We start from the raw sequence: 18344 nt of genomic DNA, 5'->3' as shown, positions 1-18344 counted from the left end.
CTACACCACCCAGAAATAAATTAATTTGAATACAAAAGGGGCAAAAATGGAACTTAAGATACCACAAAGCACCAAGGCGATTGAGCTATAGTTCCCCGCTTTAGGATCAACTTCCATACAACTCACCGTACCTAAAACGTGCGAAACAGCCCCCACCGAAAGCCCAATGGATTCGGCATATTTTATTTTTATGGCTTTCAGAATTAAATAACCAAACATTGACCCTTGCAACCCAGCAATCAATACCGCCGCTGCCGCAACGGAGGGAATACCACCAATGTTTTGAGCAATTTCCATCGCAATTGGCGTGGTAACGGATTTTGGTAAAATCGTTGCAACCAGTTCAGGTTCTGCCCCAAGCAATAAGGCGAGCACTGCCCCCACTACCATTGAGAATAAAGAAGAAAGTGCGGTGATAAATAAAATCGTTTTCCAATATTCTTTAATTTGGCGAAACTGTTCGTATAACGGCAATGCGAGGGCAACCACACTCACCCCCAATAAATGATTTAACGGTGCATTCCCTGCCATATAATCGGGATAAGGCACATTAAACATCACGACAATGGCAATCAACATTGCTACGGTAAGGATAAAACTATTAAAAATGATTGATTTCAACTGCTTACTAATCTGCAAGGCAACCATAAAAACCGCGAGGGTAAGCAAAGTATAAGCGTAAATCATTTGCTCTCCTTAGCTCGTTTTTTCAAGACTTTTTTGCGTAATCCAGCAAAAGACTGTTGGGAAAAAAGATAATCCGCCAAAATGCCACTGAGCACCAATGTCAAAATTGTCGCCACCACATTAGGGATTAACAGCACTTTGGCTTGGTTGAGCAAAAGGTCAGAATATTGAATAATCCCCACGCTTACTGGCACAAACAGCACCGCCATATAACGCATTAATAGGCTTGCACCTGCAAAAATCCAATGCACTTTAATCACTTGTAACATTAAGCAGGTGAATAATAAAAGCAATCCCCAAATGCTACCGGGTATGCCAATAGGAATAAAACGAGCGATTTGCTCACCAAGAAAAAGCATTAAAAAAAGAATGGCAAAAGAACGTAATAACTGAAAAATCTTCTGTGTCATACCGCTATAAAGTTGTTAATTTACTAAAACCGCAACAATTCTACTCTTATTTTATTCGTTTTGTTATGGCTTTTCGTTACAATAAGAAAAATTTCAAACTTTTTTAGAATCAATGTGATCAGAATGTTACGAAAGCGTTTAGTGTTCTTTATTACAACAATTACAACAATATTTTGGCTTCCTCAAACAGCAGAAGCAGTGCGTATCATTCCTTGCCGCGTTGTGGCAATTTCTGATGGTGATACCTTTCGCTGTTTGCTTGAAAATAACAAACAAATCAAAGTCCGTTTAGACAGCATTGATGCGCCAGAAAAGAAACAACCCTTTGGTAATAAATCACGCCAAACCTTAGCCAACCTGATTCATAAGCAAGCGGTTCAGCTGCAAATTGTGGGCTATGATCGCTATCAACGCACGCTTGCCACGGTGTATAACCAACAAGGGCAAAATATCAATCTTGCAATGGTAAAACTAGGAATGGCTTGGGTGTATGAGCGTTATGCGCGCGATCAAAGCTATTTTTACGCACAGCAACAGGCACGCGCACAGCGTGTCGGTTTATGGCAAGATCCCCAACCGATTTACCCCGAACAATGGCGCAAAATGCAAAGCGAACAACGTAAACAAAAACGCCAACAAAAAGAAAAAGGATCATTCTATGGCTTTTAACCCCACAGAATTTCGGAAAAATTTCCCTTATTTCCAACAACCTAACGCAGCCGTTTATTTAGACAGCGCCGCTACTAGCTTAAAACCGCAAGCCTTGATTGATGCCACCGTTGCGTTCTATCAATCCGCAGGATCGGTACATCGTAGCCAATATGACGAACAACAAACCGCGCGCTATGAACAAGCGCGCACAAGAGTAAAAAAGCTGATCAACGCAGAAAGCGAACAAAGTATTATTTGGACATCAGGCACGACACACGCCATTAATTTAGTGGCGAACGGCCTGCTGCCACAGCTTACGCCACAAGATGAAATCATCATCAGCGAAGCGGAACATCACGCCAATTTTGTCAGCTGGCAGCAGCTAAGCCAAAAAACAGGGGCAAAATTGATCGTCCTGCCATTGCAGACTAACGGCGTTATTGATGATCGTGCATTAAAAAGTGCGGTGCAAAAAAATTGCAAAATTGTTGCCTTGACGATGATGTCCAATGTAACGGGCGTAGTGCAGCCGTTGGCTGATTTAATCCCGATTATTCGCCGCCAAAGTAACGCATTCATCTTAGCCGATGCGGCACAAGCCATTAATCATTTTTCCCTTGATTTACAACAACTTGACGTAGATTTTCTCACCTTTTCCGCCCACAAAATCTATGGCCCAACAGGGCTTGGCGTTTTGGCAGGAAAATTGACCGCACTTAATCAACTTCAGCCCTTATTATTTGGTGGCAAAATGGTGCAGAAAGTCAGTCCACAGCAAACAGAATTTGCCGAATTACCTTATAAACTTGAAGCCGGCACGCCGAATATTGCTGGCGTAATCGGTTTTAATGCGGTGTTAGAATGGTTGGAAAAATGGGATAACAATGCCGCACATCAGTATGTCGCGCAATTAAGCGAAAAAATCATCACACGCTTGCAACAATACCCTGCCTGTCAGCTTTTTACTTATGGCGATCACAGCCCAATTATTAGCTTTTTATTTAAGCATATTGATCTTTCTGATCTCGCTACCCTGTTGAGTGAACAAAATATTGCCCTGCGCGCTGGCGAACATTGCGCTCAACCTTATTTGGCAAGGCTCGGACAACGTGGTACATTACGCCTTTCCCTTGCCCCTTACAATAATGAGCAAGATATTGAACACTTTTTTAACGCGTTGGATAACGCCTTAGCCTTGTTAGATTAACGCAATGAGAACAGAAATTAAAAACGCCAAAAATTGGGAAGATCGCTACCGTTTCATCATTCAAAGCGGAAAAAATCTCTCTCGCCCCGATGAACAAACGCTCGCCCAAATGCAGCCTATTTCAGGTTGCGAAGCCAAGGTTTGGTTCAAATTTAAAGAAAAAAGCGACCGAACTTTTATGTTTAACGCCTTTAGTGAAGCACGCATTATTAACGGCTTGCTTTGGCTAATTTTGCAAGAAATTAACGGCAAAACCGCAGAACAATTACAATCCTTTGACTTGACCGCTTATTTTGATGAGCTAGGCATTGCTCAACGATTAAGCAATACTCGCTTAAATGGCTTAAAACAAATTGAGCAAATTGTGCGAAATTTAGCAACTTGTACAAATTAAATCTGTCGAAAATAAAAAACTTGCTATAATCGCCACAAGCAATTTATCAGGAAGAAGAATGAAAAAAAAACTTGTCGCATTTTTAATTTCTACCTTATTTTCCACCGCACTTTGGGCGGATTGGGAAATGGTGGGCAATGCTGATTATAACTGGGGGCCATTTCAAATTTACACTCTAAGCCTCTATTCAGAAACGGGAAATTATCAAGAAAATCAACGCCCTTTAATGCTCTCATTCAACTTTGACAAGCCCGTGGAAGGTAAAAGTTTCGCCATTAGTTTAATCAAAGAAATGAAATCTCTTAAGGTGGAAGGCGATACGGATAATTGGCTAGATGAACTACAAAAAATCTTTCCCGATTTCTCGCCTAAAGATGTGTTGAGCTACATTGCCTTGCCAAACAAAGGCTATTTTATTTTAAATGACACGGTGTTAGACAAGGAATTTGGCGATGATTTTAACCGTGCGTTTATCAGCAGTGCCTTATCACCAAAAGGCAGTTACGGCAAAATCTTGCCACAGCTATTAGGTAAAGAAAAAAGCCCACATAGTGATAATGAAAAGCTCTTGCCAACCCCCGATGTAGAAAAGCTTAATGAAGATGAAATCAACCCTCAACTTCCGCCACAATTTGAGCTTGATCTACAAAAACAGGAAGAGGTTTAGGTAACAAACAAGCTCGCAATCGCGAGCTTTTTTATTAATTAGAAATTATAAAATTTGCGAGAAAGTAGCTTTATTAAAGCCAAAAATACACAATTTTTCTACCGCTCTTCTATTCGTTATGTTTTGATCTGGCTTGGCTTTTTCGTTCCAAATACAAGATCATCTGTAACGCAATATCTAAACCACTGGTTTTTTCGATCATCTCTAAACCGGGGCTAGCATTGACTTCTAACACCAGCAAGCCTTGATGTGAGCGAATTAAATCCACCCCAGCCACATCTAAGCCTAAGGCTTGCGTGGCGGTAAGGGCAATTTGTTTTTCCTGCTCACTGAGCCACACTTGCTCGCCTGTTCCACCACGGTGAATGTTGGCGCGAAACTCACCTGCTTGCCCTTTGCGTTCCATTGTGGCGATCACTTTTCCACCCACCACAAAACAGCGCACATCGCCCCCTTGCGCTTCTCTAATAAACTGCTGCATTAACACCGGCACGCCAGAATGATTTAAGATTTCCACAATGCTACTAGCGCTACTTTGGCTTTCCGCTAAGATCACGCCAATACCTTGTGATCCACTCAAGGTTTTCAAAATGGTCGGCGAGCCGATCAACTCAAGACTTTCTTTCGCTCGCGTTTCACTGCCAGCCAGTAAAGAAGGGGGAACGGCAATGCCGTGCTGGACTAAGATCTGCAAGCTCCACCATTTATCACGCGCTTTAAGAAAAGGCTCAACGTCATTTAAACAAGCTACACCTTTTGCCTGAAAATGTTGCAATACAGCACAGCCCATTTGTGTACTTGCCGAACCAAAGCGCGGCAATATGGCATCATAATCGGGCAATAAATAAGGTTCAGCTTCGCGATTTGGCTGATAATATAAATCAAAATGCGGCGCATTTTCGCTGAGTTTTAGCACAAAACGATTGGGATCGAGAATATCCATTTGGTGTCCGCAACTTTCCGCGGCTTCTTTTAAACGCTGGCAGCTATAAAGGCGCGGCTCGCGGCATAACATTAATAATTTCATTTTTTCCTACTTCGGCTACAAGGCTCTCAAACTGTTATTTTGATATATTACACCAATTACAACAATGCTAAAAAACTCCTTTATTCTTTTTGCCATAATCAGTACAATTTGCACAATTTTTTATCTTGCTAAGCATTTTGTCTATTTGCATTTTTATCTAGCCAATGTGCTTGGCCCTAACAGAAGGAAATGATTATGTTCGTTGTTATTTTTGGTCGCCCTGGTTGCCCTTATTGCGTGCGTGCAAAAGAGCTTGCTGACAAATTAAAAGAAACCTTAAGCGATTTTGACTACCGCTATGTAGATATTATCGCAGAAGGCATCAGCAAAGCAGATTTATCTGCTTCAGTAGGTAAACCTGTTGAAACTGTGCCACAAATTTTCATTGATGAAAAACCAGTAGGCGGTTACACCGACTTCGCTGCGTTAATGAAAGAACAGTTCAACGTAGTAAACTAATCTCCATAAACATAAAGTGCGGTGAAATTTCACCGCATTTTTTATCTCTGCAAAATTTTCCTTGCATATTGTTTAAAATGAATATAAATTCACTTTAAGTGAATAATTATAAGAAAAGGAAGTTATGCGCAGCACCGAACTTGTACAATGGTTTAGACAATCCACCCCCTATGTCAATATGCACAGAGGCAAAACCTTTGTGATTATGCTTGATGGCGATACCATTGCCAGCCCCAATTTTATTAATATTATCAATGACATTAGCCTGCTCCACAGCCTTGGCATTAAATTAGCCATTGTGTTTGGCGCAAGATTGCAAATTAATCAGCTCCTTGAACAGCAAGGCATCGTGCCGACTTATCATAAAAATATTCGCATTACCGATCCCCACAGCCTTGATGTGGTGAAACAAGCGGTGGGCAAATTAAATTATGATATTGCTGCGCGCCTTTCTTTGCGTCTGCCTCATTCTGCAGTGATCAATGTGGTGAGTAGCAATTTTATTTTGGCGCAACCCATTGGTGTAGATGACGGCGTAGATTATCAACTCAGTGGCAAAATTCGCCGTATTGATAGCGAGAAAATTCAGCAACAATTAGATCAAGGCTCGATAGTGCTACTTGGCCCCATCGCCCCCTCTGTAACGGGAGAAACCTTTAATTTGCCTTTTGAAGAAGTGGCAACGCAGGTGGCGATCAAACTTAAGGCAGAAAAACTCATCGCCTTTTCTGATACGCAAGGGATTTTAAATGATCAGCACGAAACCATTGCTGATTTATTGCCACAAGATGCTGAGCAATATTTAAACCGCTTTATTTCGCAAGATCAATATCACAGCTCGCAAGCTCGTTTCTTGCACGCAGCCATTGAAGTATGTCGCGCGGGCGTGAAACGCTCTCACTTGTTAAGTTATGAAGAAGACGGCTCATTACTGCAAGAACTCTTTACTCGAGATGGGGTGGGAACACAGCTTTCAATGGAAAATTCAGAAAACATTCGTCTTGCAAATGTGGCTGACATTCCAGCCTTGTTGGAACTCATTTACCCATTGGAACAGCAAGGGATTTTGGTCAAACGTTCTCGCGAGCAACTAGAAATGGAAATTTCCAACTACACCATTATTGATCGTGATGGCGTGGTCATTGCTTGTGCAGCGCTCAATATTTATCCGCAAGAAAAAATGGCAGAAATGGCGTGCGTTGCTGTTCACCCTGATTACCGCAATTCTTCGCGCGGCGATATTTTATTAGAAGCCATTCAAAAACGCGCCAAAGAACAGCACATTGGACGGTTATTCGTACTCACCACACGCACAGTACATTGGTTCCAAGAACGTGGATTTTATTTAGCTCAGGTGGAAGATCTACCCGTAGAAAAAAGAGAAAAATATAATTACCAGCGCCGATCTAAAATTTTGATTAAAGATCTAACGGCATAATTAAAATAAAAAGGGGCAACATAGCCCCTTTTTTATTTTATCTTTATCCTATTTATTTTATGCCTAAGCAAAGATATTTTAGTTCTAAAAATTCATCAATGCCGTAGTGTGATCCTTCTCGACCAATGCCAGATTCTTTCACACCGCCAAATGGGGCAAATTCGTTGGTCACCAAGCCTTCGTTAATACCCACAATGCCATATTCTAAGGCTTCTGACACACGCCAAATACGGTTAATATTTTGCGTGAAGAAATAAGCCGCCAAGCCGAATTCCGTATCATTTGCCATTGCAATGGCTTGTTCTTCCGTTTCAAATTTAAAAATCGGTGCTAAAGGCGCAAAAGTTTCTTCTTTGGCGACTAACATTGTTTGATTAACATCTTTTAAAACGGTAGGTTGGAAAAATGTTCCGCCAAGATCTGCAGGTTTACCACCAAGCACCAATTTAGCACCTTTTTGCAACGCCTCATCAATGTGACGTTGTACTTTCTCCACTGCACTTTGGCGGATTAAAGGCCCCATTGTGACATCTGGTTTATTAGCTTCGCCCAATTTAATTTGTTGTACTTTTTTACAGAATTTTTGCACAAAGGCTTCATAAATTCCTGCCTGCACATAAATACGATTGGTGCAAATACAGGTCTGCCCTGCATTACGGAATTTAGAGGCAAATACCCCTTCCACTGCACTGTCTAAATCTGCATCATCAAACACCAAGGCAGGCGCATTGCCCCCTAGTTCTAAGGATAATTTTTTCACCGTACTCGCCGATTGTGCCATTAATAATTTGCCCACTTTGGTTGAGCCAGTAAAGGTCAATTTTCGAATAATCGGGCTTTCTGTCAGCACTTTGCCTACTTCCACCGCTTGCGTGGTAGGAATCACATTCAACAAGCCTTTTGGCAATCCTGCTTGGCTTGCCAATTCTGCTAAGGCTAAAGCAGATAATGGCGTTTCTGGCGCAGGTTTTAACACCACCGCGCAGCCTGCTGCTAAGGCTGGTGCAGATTTTCGCGTAATCATCGCATTCGGAAAATTCCAAGGCGTAATGGCGGCCACCACACCAACAGGCTGTTTCATTGCCACTAAGCGATGATTGCTTTTATCTGAAGGCAGAATATCCCCTTGAATTCGCTTCGCTTCTTCTGCAAACCATTGAATAAAACTCGCCCCATAAAGCACTTCGCCACGGCTTTCAGCAATGGGCTTGCCTTGTTCTAAGCTAATAATTTGCGCAAGCTCTTCTTGATGTTGTAACACCAGTTCATACCAACGGGTTAAAATATTAGCTCGCTCTTTCGGTAACACCTGTTTCCATTTTTTCTGCGCTTGTTCCGCCGCAAAAATGGCTTGTTCCGTTTCTGCCACGCCTAAATCTGCCACTTGGCAAATTTCTTGTTGCGTTGCCGGATTTAACACCGCAAAAGTTTTCCCATCTGCATTTTCTACATATTCACCATTAATATAACCTTTTGTTTTTATTAATGAAAAATTTTGCATTTTTGTCCCCTGTTTCTATTTGCAAAATGATTCTTAAAAGATACTCGCCTAATCCAAAGGTTGTCTAGTGTTTTTTATCTTTTTGCTCATAATACGCCATTTTGCAGAGGCGGATTTTGTTAGCTAGATCGCAAAATTGAGATTTATTGTGTAAAAATTTTTTATCTTATGTAAATTTATTTGCTAATTTCTCAAACTTCTGATATTTATACCGCTCTTTAAAAAAGAGCCTAATTTTGAAATGGAATTGGGCTTTCCTCGAAAAGTCTTAACTTAACGCAAAAGTGCGGTCAAAAATATAGCTGAATTTTGCTATTCCTATGGTGATAATGAGGTCAGTTATACTAAGTTAAAATGGATGAATTACTATTAGGAGATACCAATGAGTCAATCCTCTTTAAGTTTATTAGCCTTAGCTGGAGTGGAACCTTATCAACCGAAAGAAGGTGAAGAATATATGAATGATGATCAGATTCTTCACTTTAGAAAAATTCTTGAAGCGTGGCGTGCGCAAATTCAAGAAGAAACCACTCGCACCGTGGCATATATGCAAGATGAAGCGTCAAACTTTCCTGATCCTGCCGACCGTGCGACACAGGAAGAAGAATTTAGCTTAGAGTTACGCAACCGTGATCGCGAGCGTAAGTTAATGAAAAAAATCGAGCATACACTGAAAAAAATCGATACCGGTGATTTCGGCTATTGCGATTCTTGCGGTATTGAAATTGGTATTCGCCGCTTAGAAGCACGTCCAACAGCTGATCTTTGCATTGATTGCAAAACCTTATCTGAAATTCGTGAAAAACAAATGGTAGGCTAATTAGCTTGCTGTTAAAATATAGGCTTAAATTAAAAAGTGCGGTGATTTTTGACCGCACTTTTCATTAATTTTATTTACGCTTTTCAAGCAAGGGGTTCGCTATTTTAACCTTAATTAAAAATCTGTTTAAGAAAAAAGCAGATAATGCAACACAAGAAACCAACACCAAAAAGGTTTCGCCTAAACGAGCAAATAAAAAAAATACCAAATCCAGCCGTAGCAAGGCTAGACTCTCTGCGTCTTTCGTAGAATATGTCGAGCCGAAAGAAAATAAAGCGCAAGGCAAACCTTTTCATCGCTATCAAAAACACCTTATTCAAGCTTCACAATATGGCATTCAGCCAAGAATGATGAGTAAAAATGCCTTAACCGTGGTGCAAAAATTACAACGTAACGGATACGAAGCCTATATTGTAGGTGGCTGTTTGCGTGATTTGTTACTCGATAAAAAACCGAAAGATTTTGATGTTGCCACCAATGCGCGTCCTGAACAAATTCAAGCAATTTTTCAACGTCAGTGCCGTTTGATCGGCCGCCGTTTCCGCTTGGCACACGTGATGTTTGGACGTGATATTATTGAAGTGGCCACGTTCCGCGCCAACCATTCTGAACACAATAATGAACGCCAATCTAAGCAAAGTGATGAAGGAATGTTGCTGCGTGATAATGTCTATGGCACACTAGAACAAGATGCCGAACGCCGTGATTTCAGCGTTAATGCCCTTTATTACAATCCACAAGATAACACTTTGCGTGATTTTTACCACGGCATTGAAGACATCAAAGCAGGTAAATTGCGTTTAATTGGCGATCCTGTTATTCGCTATCAAGAAGATCCGGTGCGTATGCTGCGCGCCATTCGTTTTATGGCAAAATTAGATATGTTTTTGGAAAAGCCAACGGAAGCGCCAATCAAGCAAATGGCGCATCTATTACGCAATATTCCGCCTGCTCGCTTATATGATGAAGCACAAAAATTATTGCAAACAGGCAATGGCGTGAAAACCTACTATTTATTGCGTCAATATGGCTTATTTGATCAGCTTTTCCCAACGCTAATGCCTTATTTCACGGAAAAACAAGATAGCTTTGCCGAGCGAATGATTTTAACTGCGCTCACTTCAACAGATGAACGCATCGCGGACAAACTGCGCATTAATCCGGCCTTTTTGTTTGCCTGCTTCTTCTGGTATCCATTAAGAGAAAAAGTGGAACTGCTGAAAAATGAAGGTGGCTTAAATAATCACGATGCTTACGCCTTAGCCAGCAATGAAATTCTCGATCAGCTTGCCACAACCCTTGCTGCGCCACGCCGTCATACAGGCGTGATTCGTGATATTTGGTTCTTACAATTACAGCTGCTAAAACGCAATGGTAACGCACCAATGCGTGTAATGGCACACCCGAAATTCCGCGCGGCCTTTGATTTGCTAGCAATGCGCGCACAAGTGGAAGGCGGCGAAGCCATTGAGTTAGCCACTTGGTGGCACGAATATCAATTTAGCAATGAAGAACAGCGTAACGCCTTGGTGAAAGCTCATCAAAAACTTCACCCAACACCAAAGAAAAAACGTTATCGTCCAAGAAAACGTAAAACGCAGAAAGAGCCAACCGCATAATGAAACAGGTTTATATCGCTTTAGGCAGCAATTTAGCCACCCCAGTGCAACAGCTAGAAAACGCGCTGCAAGCGTTACAACAACTGCCCTATTCGCAACTGGTGGCGGTTAGCCATTTTTATCAAAGCAAGCCACTCGGGCCACAGGATCAACCTGATTATGTGAATGCGGTCGCCTGCTTAACCACGACATTAGCACCATTGGATTTGCTAGATCAATTACAACGCATTGAGCAAGAACAAGGGCGCGTGCGGCTACGACGTTGGGGCGAGCGCACATTGGATTTGGATATTCTGCTTTACGGCAATGAAATTATTCAGTCTGAACGCTTAACCGTTCCCCATTATGATATGCAACATCGCGAATTTGTTATCGTGCCGTTGTATGATATTGCGCCTAACTTAACCTTGCCAGATGGCAAAAACGTGGCGGATTTAGTGCAACAGTTTCATCATCACGAAATGAAAATTTTGCAAAAAAGCACCGCACTTGAATAGTTAGGATATTACCCCATTCACAGGATTGAATAATGGCAAAAAAACTCACGATTAAAGATATTGCTGCCTTGGCTGGCGTGGGGAAATCCACGGTTTCCCGCGTGTTAAATCAAGATAGCAAGGTGAGTGCCAAAACGCGCGAGAAAATTCAAGCCATTATTCAAGCCCATAACTTCACCCCTTCTCAATCTGCACGAGCAATGCGTGGGCAAGGCAACCCAATGATTGGCATTATCGTTACGCGCTTAAGTTCCAATGCGGAAAACCAAGCCCTTTCTGCAATGCTACCTCTACTCTACGCAGCAAATTGCGAACCGATTATTGTGGAAAGCCAAATGGAAATGCACCGCTTGCAGGAACATCTCAAGTTCTTCCAACAGCGCCGTGTTGATGGCCTGATTTTATTTGCCTTTTCAGGCTTAGAAGAACAGGATTTGCAAGGTTGGGAAAAAAAATTAGTGGTCATCGCACGCCATTATCCACAATTTTCTTGCGTCTATTATGATGAACAACGTGCCGTAACCCTGCTGCTAGAAAAACTGCTGCAACAAGATCATCAAGAAATTGCTTATCTGGGTGTGCAAGAAAGTGATATGACCACAGGTTATTTGCGTCATCAAGCCTATCTTAGCTTTTGCCAAGATCATCAGCTTACACCTAATGCTGTACTGGGTAAACTGAGCTACGACAGCGCTTATCAATTAGCAAGTGCGGTGGATTTTTCGCAAATTTCCGCCATTGTCTGCGCCACCGACACCTTAGCAATCGGCGTGGTAAAATGGCTGCAAGAACATCAAATCACTCATATCAGCGTTGCCGGCATCGGCAACAACCCACTATTGCGATTCCTTTTCCCACAAACCCTAAGCGTGGATCTCGGCTTCACCACCGCCGGCAAACAAGCCGTTAAACAATTATTTGATTTGTTAGAAAACAGAGAAATTAAGGCGAGTTGTATTGATTGTGGGTTGGTTTAGACTTTTCTACTAATTAACTTAGTAACAACTATAATAAAATGTAAGATTCTTTTATCAACTATCTAATATATTTGATTGAATAACAGTATAATATATTTATCTTTTTATTTGCTTCAAATTGGATACTAGATAGCTTATAATTTAATATTTTTTATTAGACTTTTTGCTTCATCAAAAGGTAATCTTCGCCCTGCTTTTAACATAATATCTAATGCAGACATAGCTTCATCTTTAGAGATTTTTTTATAAATAACTAATTGTTCTAATACCCAAATTGTACCCTTGATTAGAACGGCCTCTCTATTTGCAGCATCGCGTAATGCCTTATCTCCCGTTAGCAAAGGGCATTTTTCTTGTTTCGCAAGTGATAAGGCCATTAGATCATGAATACTAGTTTTACGGTATTTATCTGTAAGTTGGGAAACGTAAGTCATAGACTCAGGCAATAAGGTTAATTTTATTAATCCAATAGTTAACAAATGTCCGTGTTGTAGTTTTAATTCACGTTCAAACAATACATCAGGTGTACAAAAACGATAGGGCAATTCAAACATTAGACTTATCAATTGGCAACATTCTAAATCAATAAAAATATTAGCATCACTGATCAACATCTGTTGCATCTCTATGCCTCACTATTTTCATTTTGCCAATTCATCAATTCAAATACTGAAATATCAAGCAACTCTGCTCCTTTTGCCTCACTAATAATATCTTCTGCTACAGCACGATAAACCAATTGCTTAAATAAATGAGTTTGTTCACTGGCATATAGCTTAGGTTCTTGTTTGTGCCAACCTTGTTTACGGAAATAAATACTAACATATTTGTGATAACTATCACTAATAATTCCTAAGTCTTTTGCACGATACAAAATTGCAGCCATAGAAATACCGTATTCCTGCTTTAATAAAGACAATTCACGTACCATAATTCGGCTACGGAGATTACCTAATTCTTGTAATATTTGCGATTTTGGAAACAAAAAAGCACCAGCAAAACGATTACACGCTTTTTCAATATCCATACCTGCAGGGAGCGAACAATTTTGTAAAATCAAATGCCCCAATTCATGCGCCAAAGTAAAGCGTTGGCGATCACCAGTCCAAAAAGATGATACGACAATAATTGGCAAACCACTTACTACTGCTTGCAGACCATCAAAGCGATAGCCAATATTTTCCACATTACTAACTATTACAATAATGCCCAAAGTTTCTAATAAATCAATCATGTTTGGAATTGGATTGACTCCCAGCTTCCAATGCATTCGTAATTTATTAGCTATCAGCTCTATATCATCAAATGAGTTGATTGCTGGTAAAGACATATCCCAAACGAAAGATTTAATAGGAAAATCCATCCATAGCTCTTTTAAAATGAGCCAACGCTCTACCTGATTCGTAACATCTACTGTGATTTGGTTAAGCAATTTTTGAGGCGTGTTGGATTTTTTCCGAAATTCTACTTCTCCCAAATCTACTTGAAACGGACGAAAAAGAAAGTCTATAGAGACCTTTAGCGAATCCAATAGACGCAATAATACTTCGGAAGATGGCATACTCTCATTATGTTCATATTTTTTTATCATATTGGCACTGACTTTCACTTGTTCAGCTAATTGCTTCATGGATAAACCCCGTGCAGTACGTGCCATTTTTAAGCGACGACCTATCATAAGAAATACCTGCTTGGTTTACAAATTTATAGAAACTTGTTAGATTGTAAACTAATAATCGTTGCTAATCTAGACAAATTTATCAATATCTCCATTATTCTTCGAAAGATATTGAGATCAAAATGCATAAAAATCAAAATCGTATTTTGTGTTTAAAAGCTATTACATTTGATTAATAATCATATTGGTCTGACTCAATTTCCGATCTTGCATAACTTTTCTGATTACTCTTACTCCTCATCCCCTATTTTTCATCTAAATATGTGATTTAGATCACAGATTGGGAACGTTCCCATTGAGAGAAAAATAAAAAGGCGTAAGATACGCACGAACATTTTTCAGACGAAAGGAAAAATTATGGCAAAGGAAATTAATCCTCAATATATCACGCAATTAATCCAGTTAATTGGTGGGAAAGAGAATATTGCGACAGCAACGCATTGTATTACACGTTTGCGTTTTGTGCTAAATCAACCTGAAATTGCTGATGTGAAAGGCATTGAAGCCTTGTCAATGGTGAAAGGTTGCTTTACCAATGCGGGGCAATTTCAGGTTGTGATTGGGCCTGAAGTGGATCTTTATTACCAAGAATTAGTGAAACAAACGCAAATTTCTGAAGCAAATAAAGAGCAAGCGAAAGTGGCTGCACGCCAAAATATGAAATGGTATGAACAACTTATCTCGCATTTTGCTGAGATTTTCATTCCGCTTCTCCCTGCCTTAATTAGTGGTGGTTTGATTTTAGGTTTCCGCAATGTGATTGGTGATATTCCAATGTTTGACGGCAAAACCTTGGTGCAAACCCACCCGATGTGGGCGACAATCCATTCTTTCCTTTGGTTAATCGGTGAAGCGATTTTCTTCTATTTGCCTGTAGGGATTTGTTGGTCCACCGTGAAAAAAATGGGCGGTTCGCCAATTTTGGGGATCGTCCTTGGGGTAACGCTCGTTTCACCACAATTAATGAATTCTTATGATCTCGGTTCTAAAATTCCTGAAATGTGGGATTTCGGTTGGTTTAGCATTGATAAAGTGGGCTATCAAGCACAGGTGATTCCATCTATTTTGGCTGGTCTTGCTTTAGGTTGGATCGAAACCCGCTTACGTCGCATTGTGCCTGCGTCATTAAATTTAGTGATCGTGCCTGTCACCTCATTAATCATCGCGGTGTTCCTTGCTCATTCTATTATCGGGCCGATTGGTCGTGAAATTGGTAATGGCGTGGCTTATGTGGTGCGTGCAGGATTAACCGGTAGCTTCGCCCCGATTGGCGCGACATTATTTGGCTTCCTTTATGCCCCATTGGTGATCACAGGCGTTCATCAAACTACCCTTGCAATTGATATGCAAATGATCCAAAACATTGGCGGTACGCCTGTTTGGCCAATGATCGCCCTTTCTAACATCGCGCAAGCTTCAGCTGTGTTAGCCATTGTGATTGTGAGCAAAAAAGCCAATGAGCGTGAAATTTCCGTGCCTGCCACCATTTCCGCTTATCTTGGTGTAACCGAGCCGGCAATGTATGGGATCAACTTGAAATACCGCTTCCCAATGCTTTGTGCAATGATTGGTTCTGCCTTCGCAGGCTTAATATGTGGCTTAAATGGCGTGTTGGCAAACAGTATCGGTGTGGGCGGTTTACCGGGTATTCTTTCCATTCAATTACCGTTCTGGGGCGTATTTGCTTTAGCGATGGTGGTGTCCGTGGTTGTGCCATTGATTTTAACAATGATCGTGTATAAACGCCGTGCAGCAAATGGCACACTTCCAGAATAAGGGTGAAAAAATGACAGAAAAAAACACCGCACTTTCGCCTACGCAATCTCGTCCGCAATGGTGGAAAAATGGGGTAATTTATCAAATTTATCCGAAAAGTTTCCAAGACACCACTGGCAATGGCATTGGCGATTTGCAAGGCATTATTCAGCGTTTAGATTATCTGCAAAAACTGGGCGTAGATGCCATTTGGATCACGCCAATTTATGTATCGCCACAGGTGGATAATGGTTATGATGTAGCCGATTATTGCGCTATTGATCCTACTTACGGCACAATGCAAGATTTTGAACAGCTGGTTGAACAAGCGCATCAGCACAATATCCGTATTATTATGGATATGGTGTTTAACCACACCTCAACGGATCATCAATGGTTCAAAGCGGCACAAGATCCGCAAAGCCCTTATCATCCATTTTATATTTGGCGTGGTGGTGATGCCACTACGCCACCGAATAATTGGCGTTCTAAATTTGGCGGCAATGCGTGGAAATGGAATGAGCGCGTTGGCAAACATTATTTGCACCTTTTCGCTACGGAACAGGCGGATCTGAATTGGGAAAATCCACAAGTGCGGTCAGAATTACAAAAAATTTGTCATTTCTGGGCGGACAAAGGTGTAGATGGCTTGCGTTTAGACGTGATCAATCTGGTTTCCAAAAACCAAGACTTTCCGAATGATAATCAAGGTGATGGCCGCCGTTTCTATACTGATGGCCCGCGCATTCACGAATTTATGCAAGAATTAAGCCGTGAAGTGTTCCAACCGCGCAACCTGATGACAGTGGGCGAAATGTCCTCCACGAACCTTGAACATTGTCAGCAATATGCCAACAACCAAGGCTCAGAATTATCAATGACCTTTAATTTCCATCATCTAAAAGTGGATTATCCAAATGGCGAAAAATGGACGCACGCCAAGCCAGATTTCGTGGAATTAAAGCAAATTTTTAATTATTGGCAGCAAGGAATGCACGGCAAAGCGTGGAATGCGCTCTTTTGGTGCAACCACGATCAGCCACGCATTGTTTCTCGTTTTGGTGATGAGGGCAAATGGCATCAACAGTCCGCTAAAATGCTCGCAATGGTGCTGCACGGAATGGAAGGCACGCCTTATATTTATCAAGGCGAAGAAATCGGAATGACCAATCCAAATTTCACCGAAATCAGCCAATATCGTGATGTAGAAAGCCTAAATATGTTCGCCGAACTGCGTGAACAGGGAATGGACGAAGATCTATTAATGAAAATTTTGGCACAAAAATCGCGCGATAACAGCCGCACGCCAATGCAATGGGATAATGGCAGCTACTGTGGTTTTAGCCAAGTTGAGCCTTGGATTGACGTTGGACGTGCAGAGATTAACGTGGAACACGCGCTGGCAGATGAACAATCGGTATTTTACACTTATCAACGCCTCATCGCCTTGCGTAAGCAATATCCGATTTTCATTGAGGGAAGCTATCAAGATCTCAACCCAACTTCACCTGATGTATGGACTTATCTGCGTGAAAGTGCGGAGGAAAAATTGTTAGTTTTAGCCAATTTAACGGGTAAACCACAACAAATTGAACTGCCTGCAAATTTGGCAAATCAGCAATGGACATTGCTCGAAAACAGCCATATTCAAGCCAGTCAGCCACAAGTGGCAACCCAACTCACCCTTGAGCCATTCCAAGGGTTGTATTTCTATCAAAAATAAAAATTTGTAGAAAAAGCACCGTACTTTGCTCTGCTCTTGATACTTCAGGAGCAGAGCATTTTTAAAAAATTCATTTATAATCGGCTTAAGTATTACATATAAACAAATATGCTGAATTACTTCTCCAGTTACCATAACCGACAAATCTGCCACACCGACCTTAACGCCCATAATATTTTAGTCCAACATTTCGCCACGCCAGAACAAAAATACTGGCTGATTGATTTTGACAAATGCGCCGAAAAATCAGGCAATCACTGGAAACCCCAAAATCTCGCCAGATTACACCGCTCTTTCATTAAAGAAGTAAATAAGCTGGCAATAAAATTTACAGAACAGGATTGGGATGAGATTTTGAGTGGGTATAAGGGATAATGTAACCGCTATATCTATCTATAAATAAACGTAACTACTAAAAAATAACTAAATCATTCTGATAAAATCTTTTTCGTTCTTCTTAAGAAGAATAGAGGTTTTACTTTAACTTTTCAAAAATTAATTTCAAACCAGTTATAAGGTTTTTACTAGAAAAACATAAAACCAAAGTGCGGTGTAATTTTGCTAAGTTTTTATATGCTTTCTGTCTTATTTAATTTTACTCTTGCTTACAGCATAAATGGTAAAATTCACTGACATTATTATTCAACCAACCAGAAAACGAAAGAGAAGATAAATTAAGATAGACAAGATTAAATTAAGCAAAAAAACGCCATCAAGTTCCCTCAATGGCGTTCTTCTCTCATTCAATACCTGGCGGTGTCCTACTCTCACATGGGGATTCCCCACACTACCATCGGCGTTACAGCGTTTCACTTCTAAGTTCGGCATGGAATT

18 protein-coding genes, 1 rRNA gene and 1 pseudogene are annotated in these 18344 nt (G+C 40.9%); 13 read left to right on the top strand and 7 right to left on the bottom strand.

Translation table 11 applies throughout. From position 1 onward, the window contains the following. Both ACNAV8_RS02320 and ACNAV8_RS02315 read right to left on the bottom strand, forming a co-directional pair. On the bottom strand, positions 1 to 687 hold the full coding sequence (locus ACNAV8_RS02320; protein WP_415777140.1) for a CidB/LrgB family autolysis modulator: 687 nt from the start codon (positions 685 to 687) through the stop codon (positions 1 to 3). Beyond that, a complete protein-coding gene (locus tag ACNAV8_RS02315; protein ID WP_103852791.1) occupies positions 684 to 1097 on the bottom strand; it encodes a CidA/LrgA family protein in 414 nt (137 codons plus the stop codon). Before ACNAV8_RS02315 ends, ACNAV8_RS02320 begins: the two co-directional genes overlap by 4 nt. A 123-nt stretch (positions 1098 to 1220) precedes the next feature. Between ACNAV8_RS02315 and ACNAV8_RS02310 the strand changes: the two genes are divergently transcribed. Genes ACNAV8_RS02310 through ACNAV8_RS02295 form a run of 4 tightly spaced genes read left to right on the top strand, consistent with a single transcriptional unit; the run spans position 1221 to position 4016 of the window. Further along, positions 1221 to 1766, top strand: a complete 546-nt coding sequence (locus tag ACNAV8_RS02310) for a thermonuclease family protein (protein WP_103854766.1) — start codon at positions 1221 to 1223, stop codon at positions 1764 to 1766. Continuing rightward, positions 1756 to 2955, top strand: a complete 1200-nt coding sequence (locus tag ACNAV8_RS02305; protein ID WP_415777139.1) for an aminotransferase class V-fold PLP-dependent enzyme — start codon at positions 1756 to 1758, stop codon at positions 2953 to 2955. The genes ACNAV8_RS02310 and ACNAV8_RS02305 overlap by 11 nt, the downstream gene beginning before the upstream one ends. A 4-nt stretch (positions 2956 to 2959) precedes the next feature. Beyond that, positions 2960 to 3349, top strand: a complete 390-nt coding sequence (locus ACNAV8_RS02300; RefSeq protein WP_103854764.1) for a SufE family protein — start codon at positions 2960 to 2962, stop codon at positions 3347 to 3349. Positions 3350 to 3407: 58 nt separating this feature from the next. Further along, positions 3408 to 4016: a hypothetical protein gene (locus ACNAV8_RS02295; RefSeq protein WP_194750670.1), complete on the top strand. Its 609-nt coding sequence runs from the start codon at positions 3408 to 3410 to the stop codon at positions 4014 to 4016. 109 nt (positions 4017 to 4125) lie between these two features. On the opposite strand, the gene ACNAV8_RS02290 is transcribed toward ACNAV8_RS02295, so the two are convergent. Further along, positions 4126 to 5043: an ATP-grasp domain-containing protein gene (locus ACNAV8_RS02290; RefSeq protein ID WP_103854762.1), complete on the bottom strand. Its 918-nt coding sequence runs from the start codon at positions 5041 to 5043 to the stop codon at positions 4126 to 4128. Between the two features lie 195 nt (positions 5044 to 5238). On the opposite strand from ACNAV8_RS02290, the gene ACNAV8_RS02285 reads away from it, so the two are divergent. Together ACNAV8_RS02285 and argA are read left to right on the top strand one after the other, a co-directional pair. Beyond that, positions 5239 to 5502 carry a GrxA family glutaredoxin gene (locus ACNAV8_RS02285; protein WP_103852784.1) on the top strand — a complete coding sequence of 88 codons (264 nt, stop codon included), beginning with the start codon at positions 5239 to 5241 and terminating at the stop codon, positions 5500 to 5502. A gap of 124 nt (positions 5503 to 5626) precedes the next feature. Then, positions 5627 to 6940 carry an amino-acid N-acetyltransferase gene (gene argA / locus ACNAV8_RS02280; RefSeq protein WP_415777138.1) on the top strand — a complete coding sequence of 438 codons (1314 nt, stop codon included), beginning with the start codon at positions 5627 to 5629 and terminating at the stop codon, positions 6938 to 6940. 52 nt (positions 6941 to 6992) lie between these two features. On the opposite strand, the gene ACNAV8_RS02275 is transcribed toward argA, so the two are convergent. After that, positions 6993 to 8441, bottom strand: a complete 1449-nt coding sequence (locus ACNAV8_RS02275) for an NAD-dependent succinate-semialdehyde dehydrogenase (protein ID WP_103854760.1) — start codon at positions 8439 to 8441, stop codon at positions 6993 to 6995. Between the two features lie 382 nt (positions 8442 to 8823). On the opposite strand from ACNAV8_RS02275, the gene dksA reads away from it, so the two are divergent. The 4 genes from dksA (at position 8824) to treR (ending at position 12354) form a co-directional block, all read left to right on the top strand. Next, positions 8824 to 9261, top strand: coding sequence for an RNA polymerase-binding protein DksA (gene dksA / locus ACNAV8_RS02270; protein WP_103854759.1), 438 nt, complete (start codon positions 8824 to 8826; stop codon positions 9259 to 9261). Between the two features lie 314 nt (positions 9262 to 9575). Continuing rightward, positions 9576 to 10880, top strand: coding sequence for a polynucleotide adenylyltransferase PcnB (gene pcnB / locus ACNAV8_RS02265; protein WP_415777183.1), 1305 nt, complete (start codon positions 9576 to 9578; stop codon positions 10878 to 10880). Then, positions 10880 to 11377: a 2-amino-4-hydroxy-6-hydroxymethyldihydropteridine diphosphokinase gene (gene folK / locus ACNAV8_RS02260; protein WP_415777137.1), complete on the top strand. Its 498-nt coding sequence runs from the start codon at positions 10880 to 10882 to the stop codon at positions 11375 to 11377. Before pcnB ends, folK begins: the two co-directional genes overlap by 1 nt. 32 nt (positions 11378 to 11409) lie before the next feature. Next, entirely contained in the window at positions 11410 to 12354 is a 945-nt protein-coding gene (gene treR / locus ACNAV8_RS02255) for a trehalose operon repressor TreR (RefSeq protein ID WP_103854756.1), read from the top strand. A gap of 134 nt (positions 12355 to 12488) precedes the next feature. On the opposite strand, the gene ACNAV8_RS02250 is transcribed toward treR, so the two are convergent. Both ACNAV8_RS02250 and ACNAV8_RS02245 read right to left on the bottom strand, forming a co-directional pair. Further along, positions 12489 to 12977: a PIN domain-containing protein gene (locus tag ACNAV8_RS02250; RefSeq protein ID WP_415777136.1), complete on the bottom strand. Its 489-nt coding sequence runs from the start codon at positions 12975 to 12977 to the stop codon at positions 12489 to 12491. A 2-nt stretch (positions 12978 to 12979) separates the two neighbouring features. After that, a complete protein-coding gene (locus ACNAV8_RS02245) occupies positions 12980 to 14032 on the bottom strand; it encodes a helix-turn-helix domain-containing protein (RefSeq protein WP_103854755.1) in 1053 nt (350 codons plus the stop codon). 357 nt (positions 14033 to 14389) lie between these two features. On the opposite strand from ACNAV8_RS02245, the gene treB reads away from it, so the two are divergent. The 3 genes and pseudogenes from treB to ACNAV8_RS02230 form a co-directional block, all read left to right on the top strand. Continuing rightward, positions 14390 to 15808, top strand: a complete 1419-nt coding sequence (gene treB, locus ACNAV8_RS02240) for a PTS trehalose transporter subunit IIBC (protein ID WP_103854754.1) — start codon at positions 14390 to 14392, stop codon at positions 15806 to 15808. A 10-nt stretch (positions 15809 to 15818) separates the two neighbouring features. After that, a complete protein-coding gene (gene treC, locus ACNAV8_RS02235) occupies positions 15819 to 17510 on the top strand; it encodes an alpha,alpha-phosphotrehalase (protein ID WP_103854753.1) in 1692 nt (563 codons plus the stop codon). 132 nt (positions 17511 to 17642) lie between these two features. After that, positions 17643 to 17885, top strand: a pseudogene (locus ACNAV8_RS02230) (lipopolysaccharide kinase InaA family protein); the annotation flags it as partial. Between the two features lie 373 nt (positions 17886 to 18258). Here the strand turns inward: ACNAV8_RS02230 and rrf are convergent. Further along, positions 18259 to 18344: ribosomal RNA gene (gene rrf / locus ACNAV8_RS11640) — 5S ribosomal RNA — on the bottom strand; the annotation flags it as partial.

Origin of the sequence: Avibacterium endocarditidis (assembly GCF_965138825.1) — a bacterium.
Classification (GTDB): domain Bacteria; phylum Pseudomonadota; class Gammaproteobacteria; order Enterobacterales; family Pasteurellaceae; genus Avibacterium; species Avibacterium endocarditidis.
This window is presented reverse-complemented; position numbering and strand designations above follow the sequence as displayed.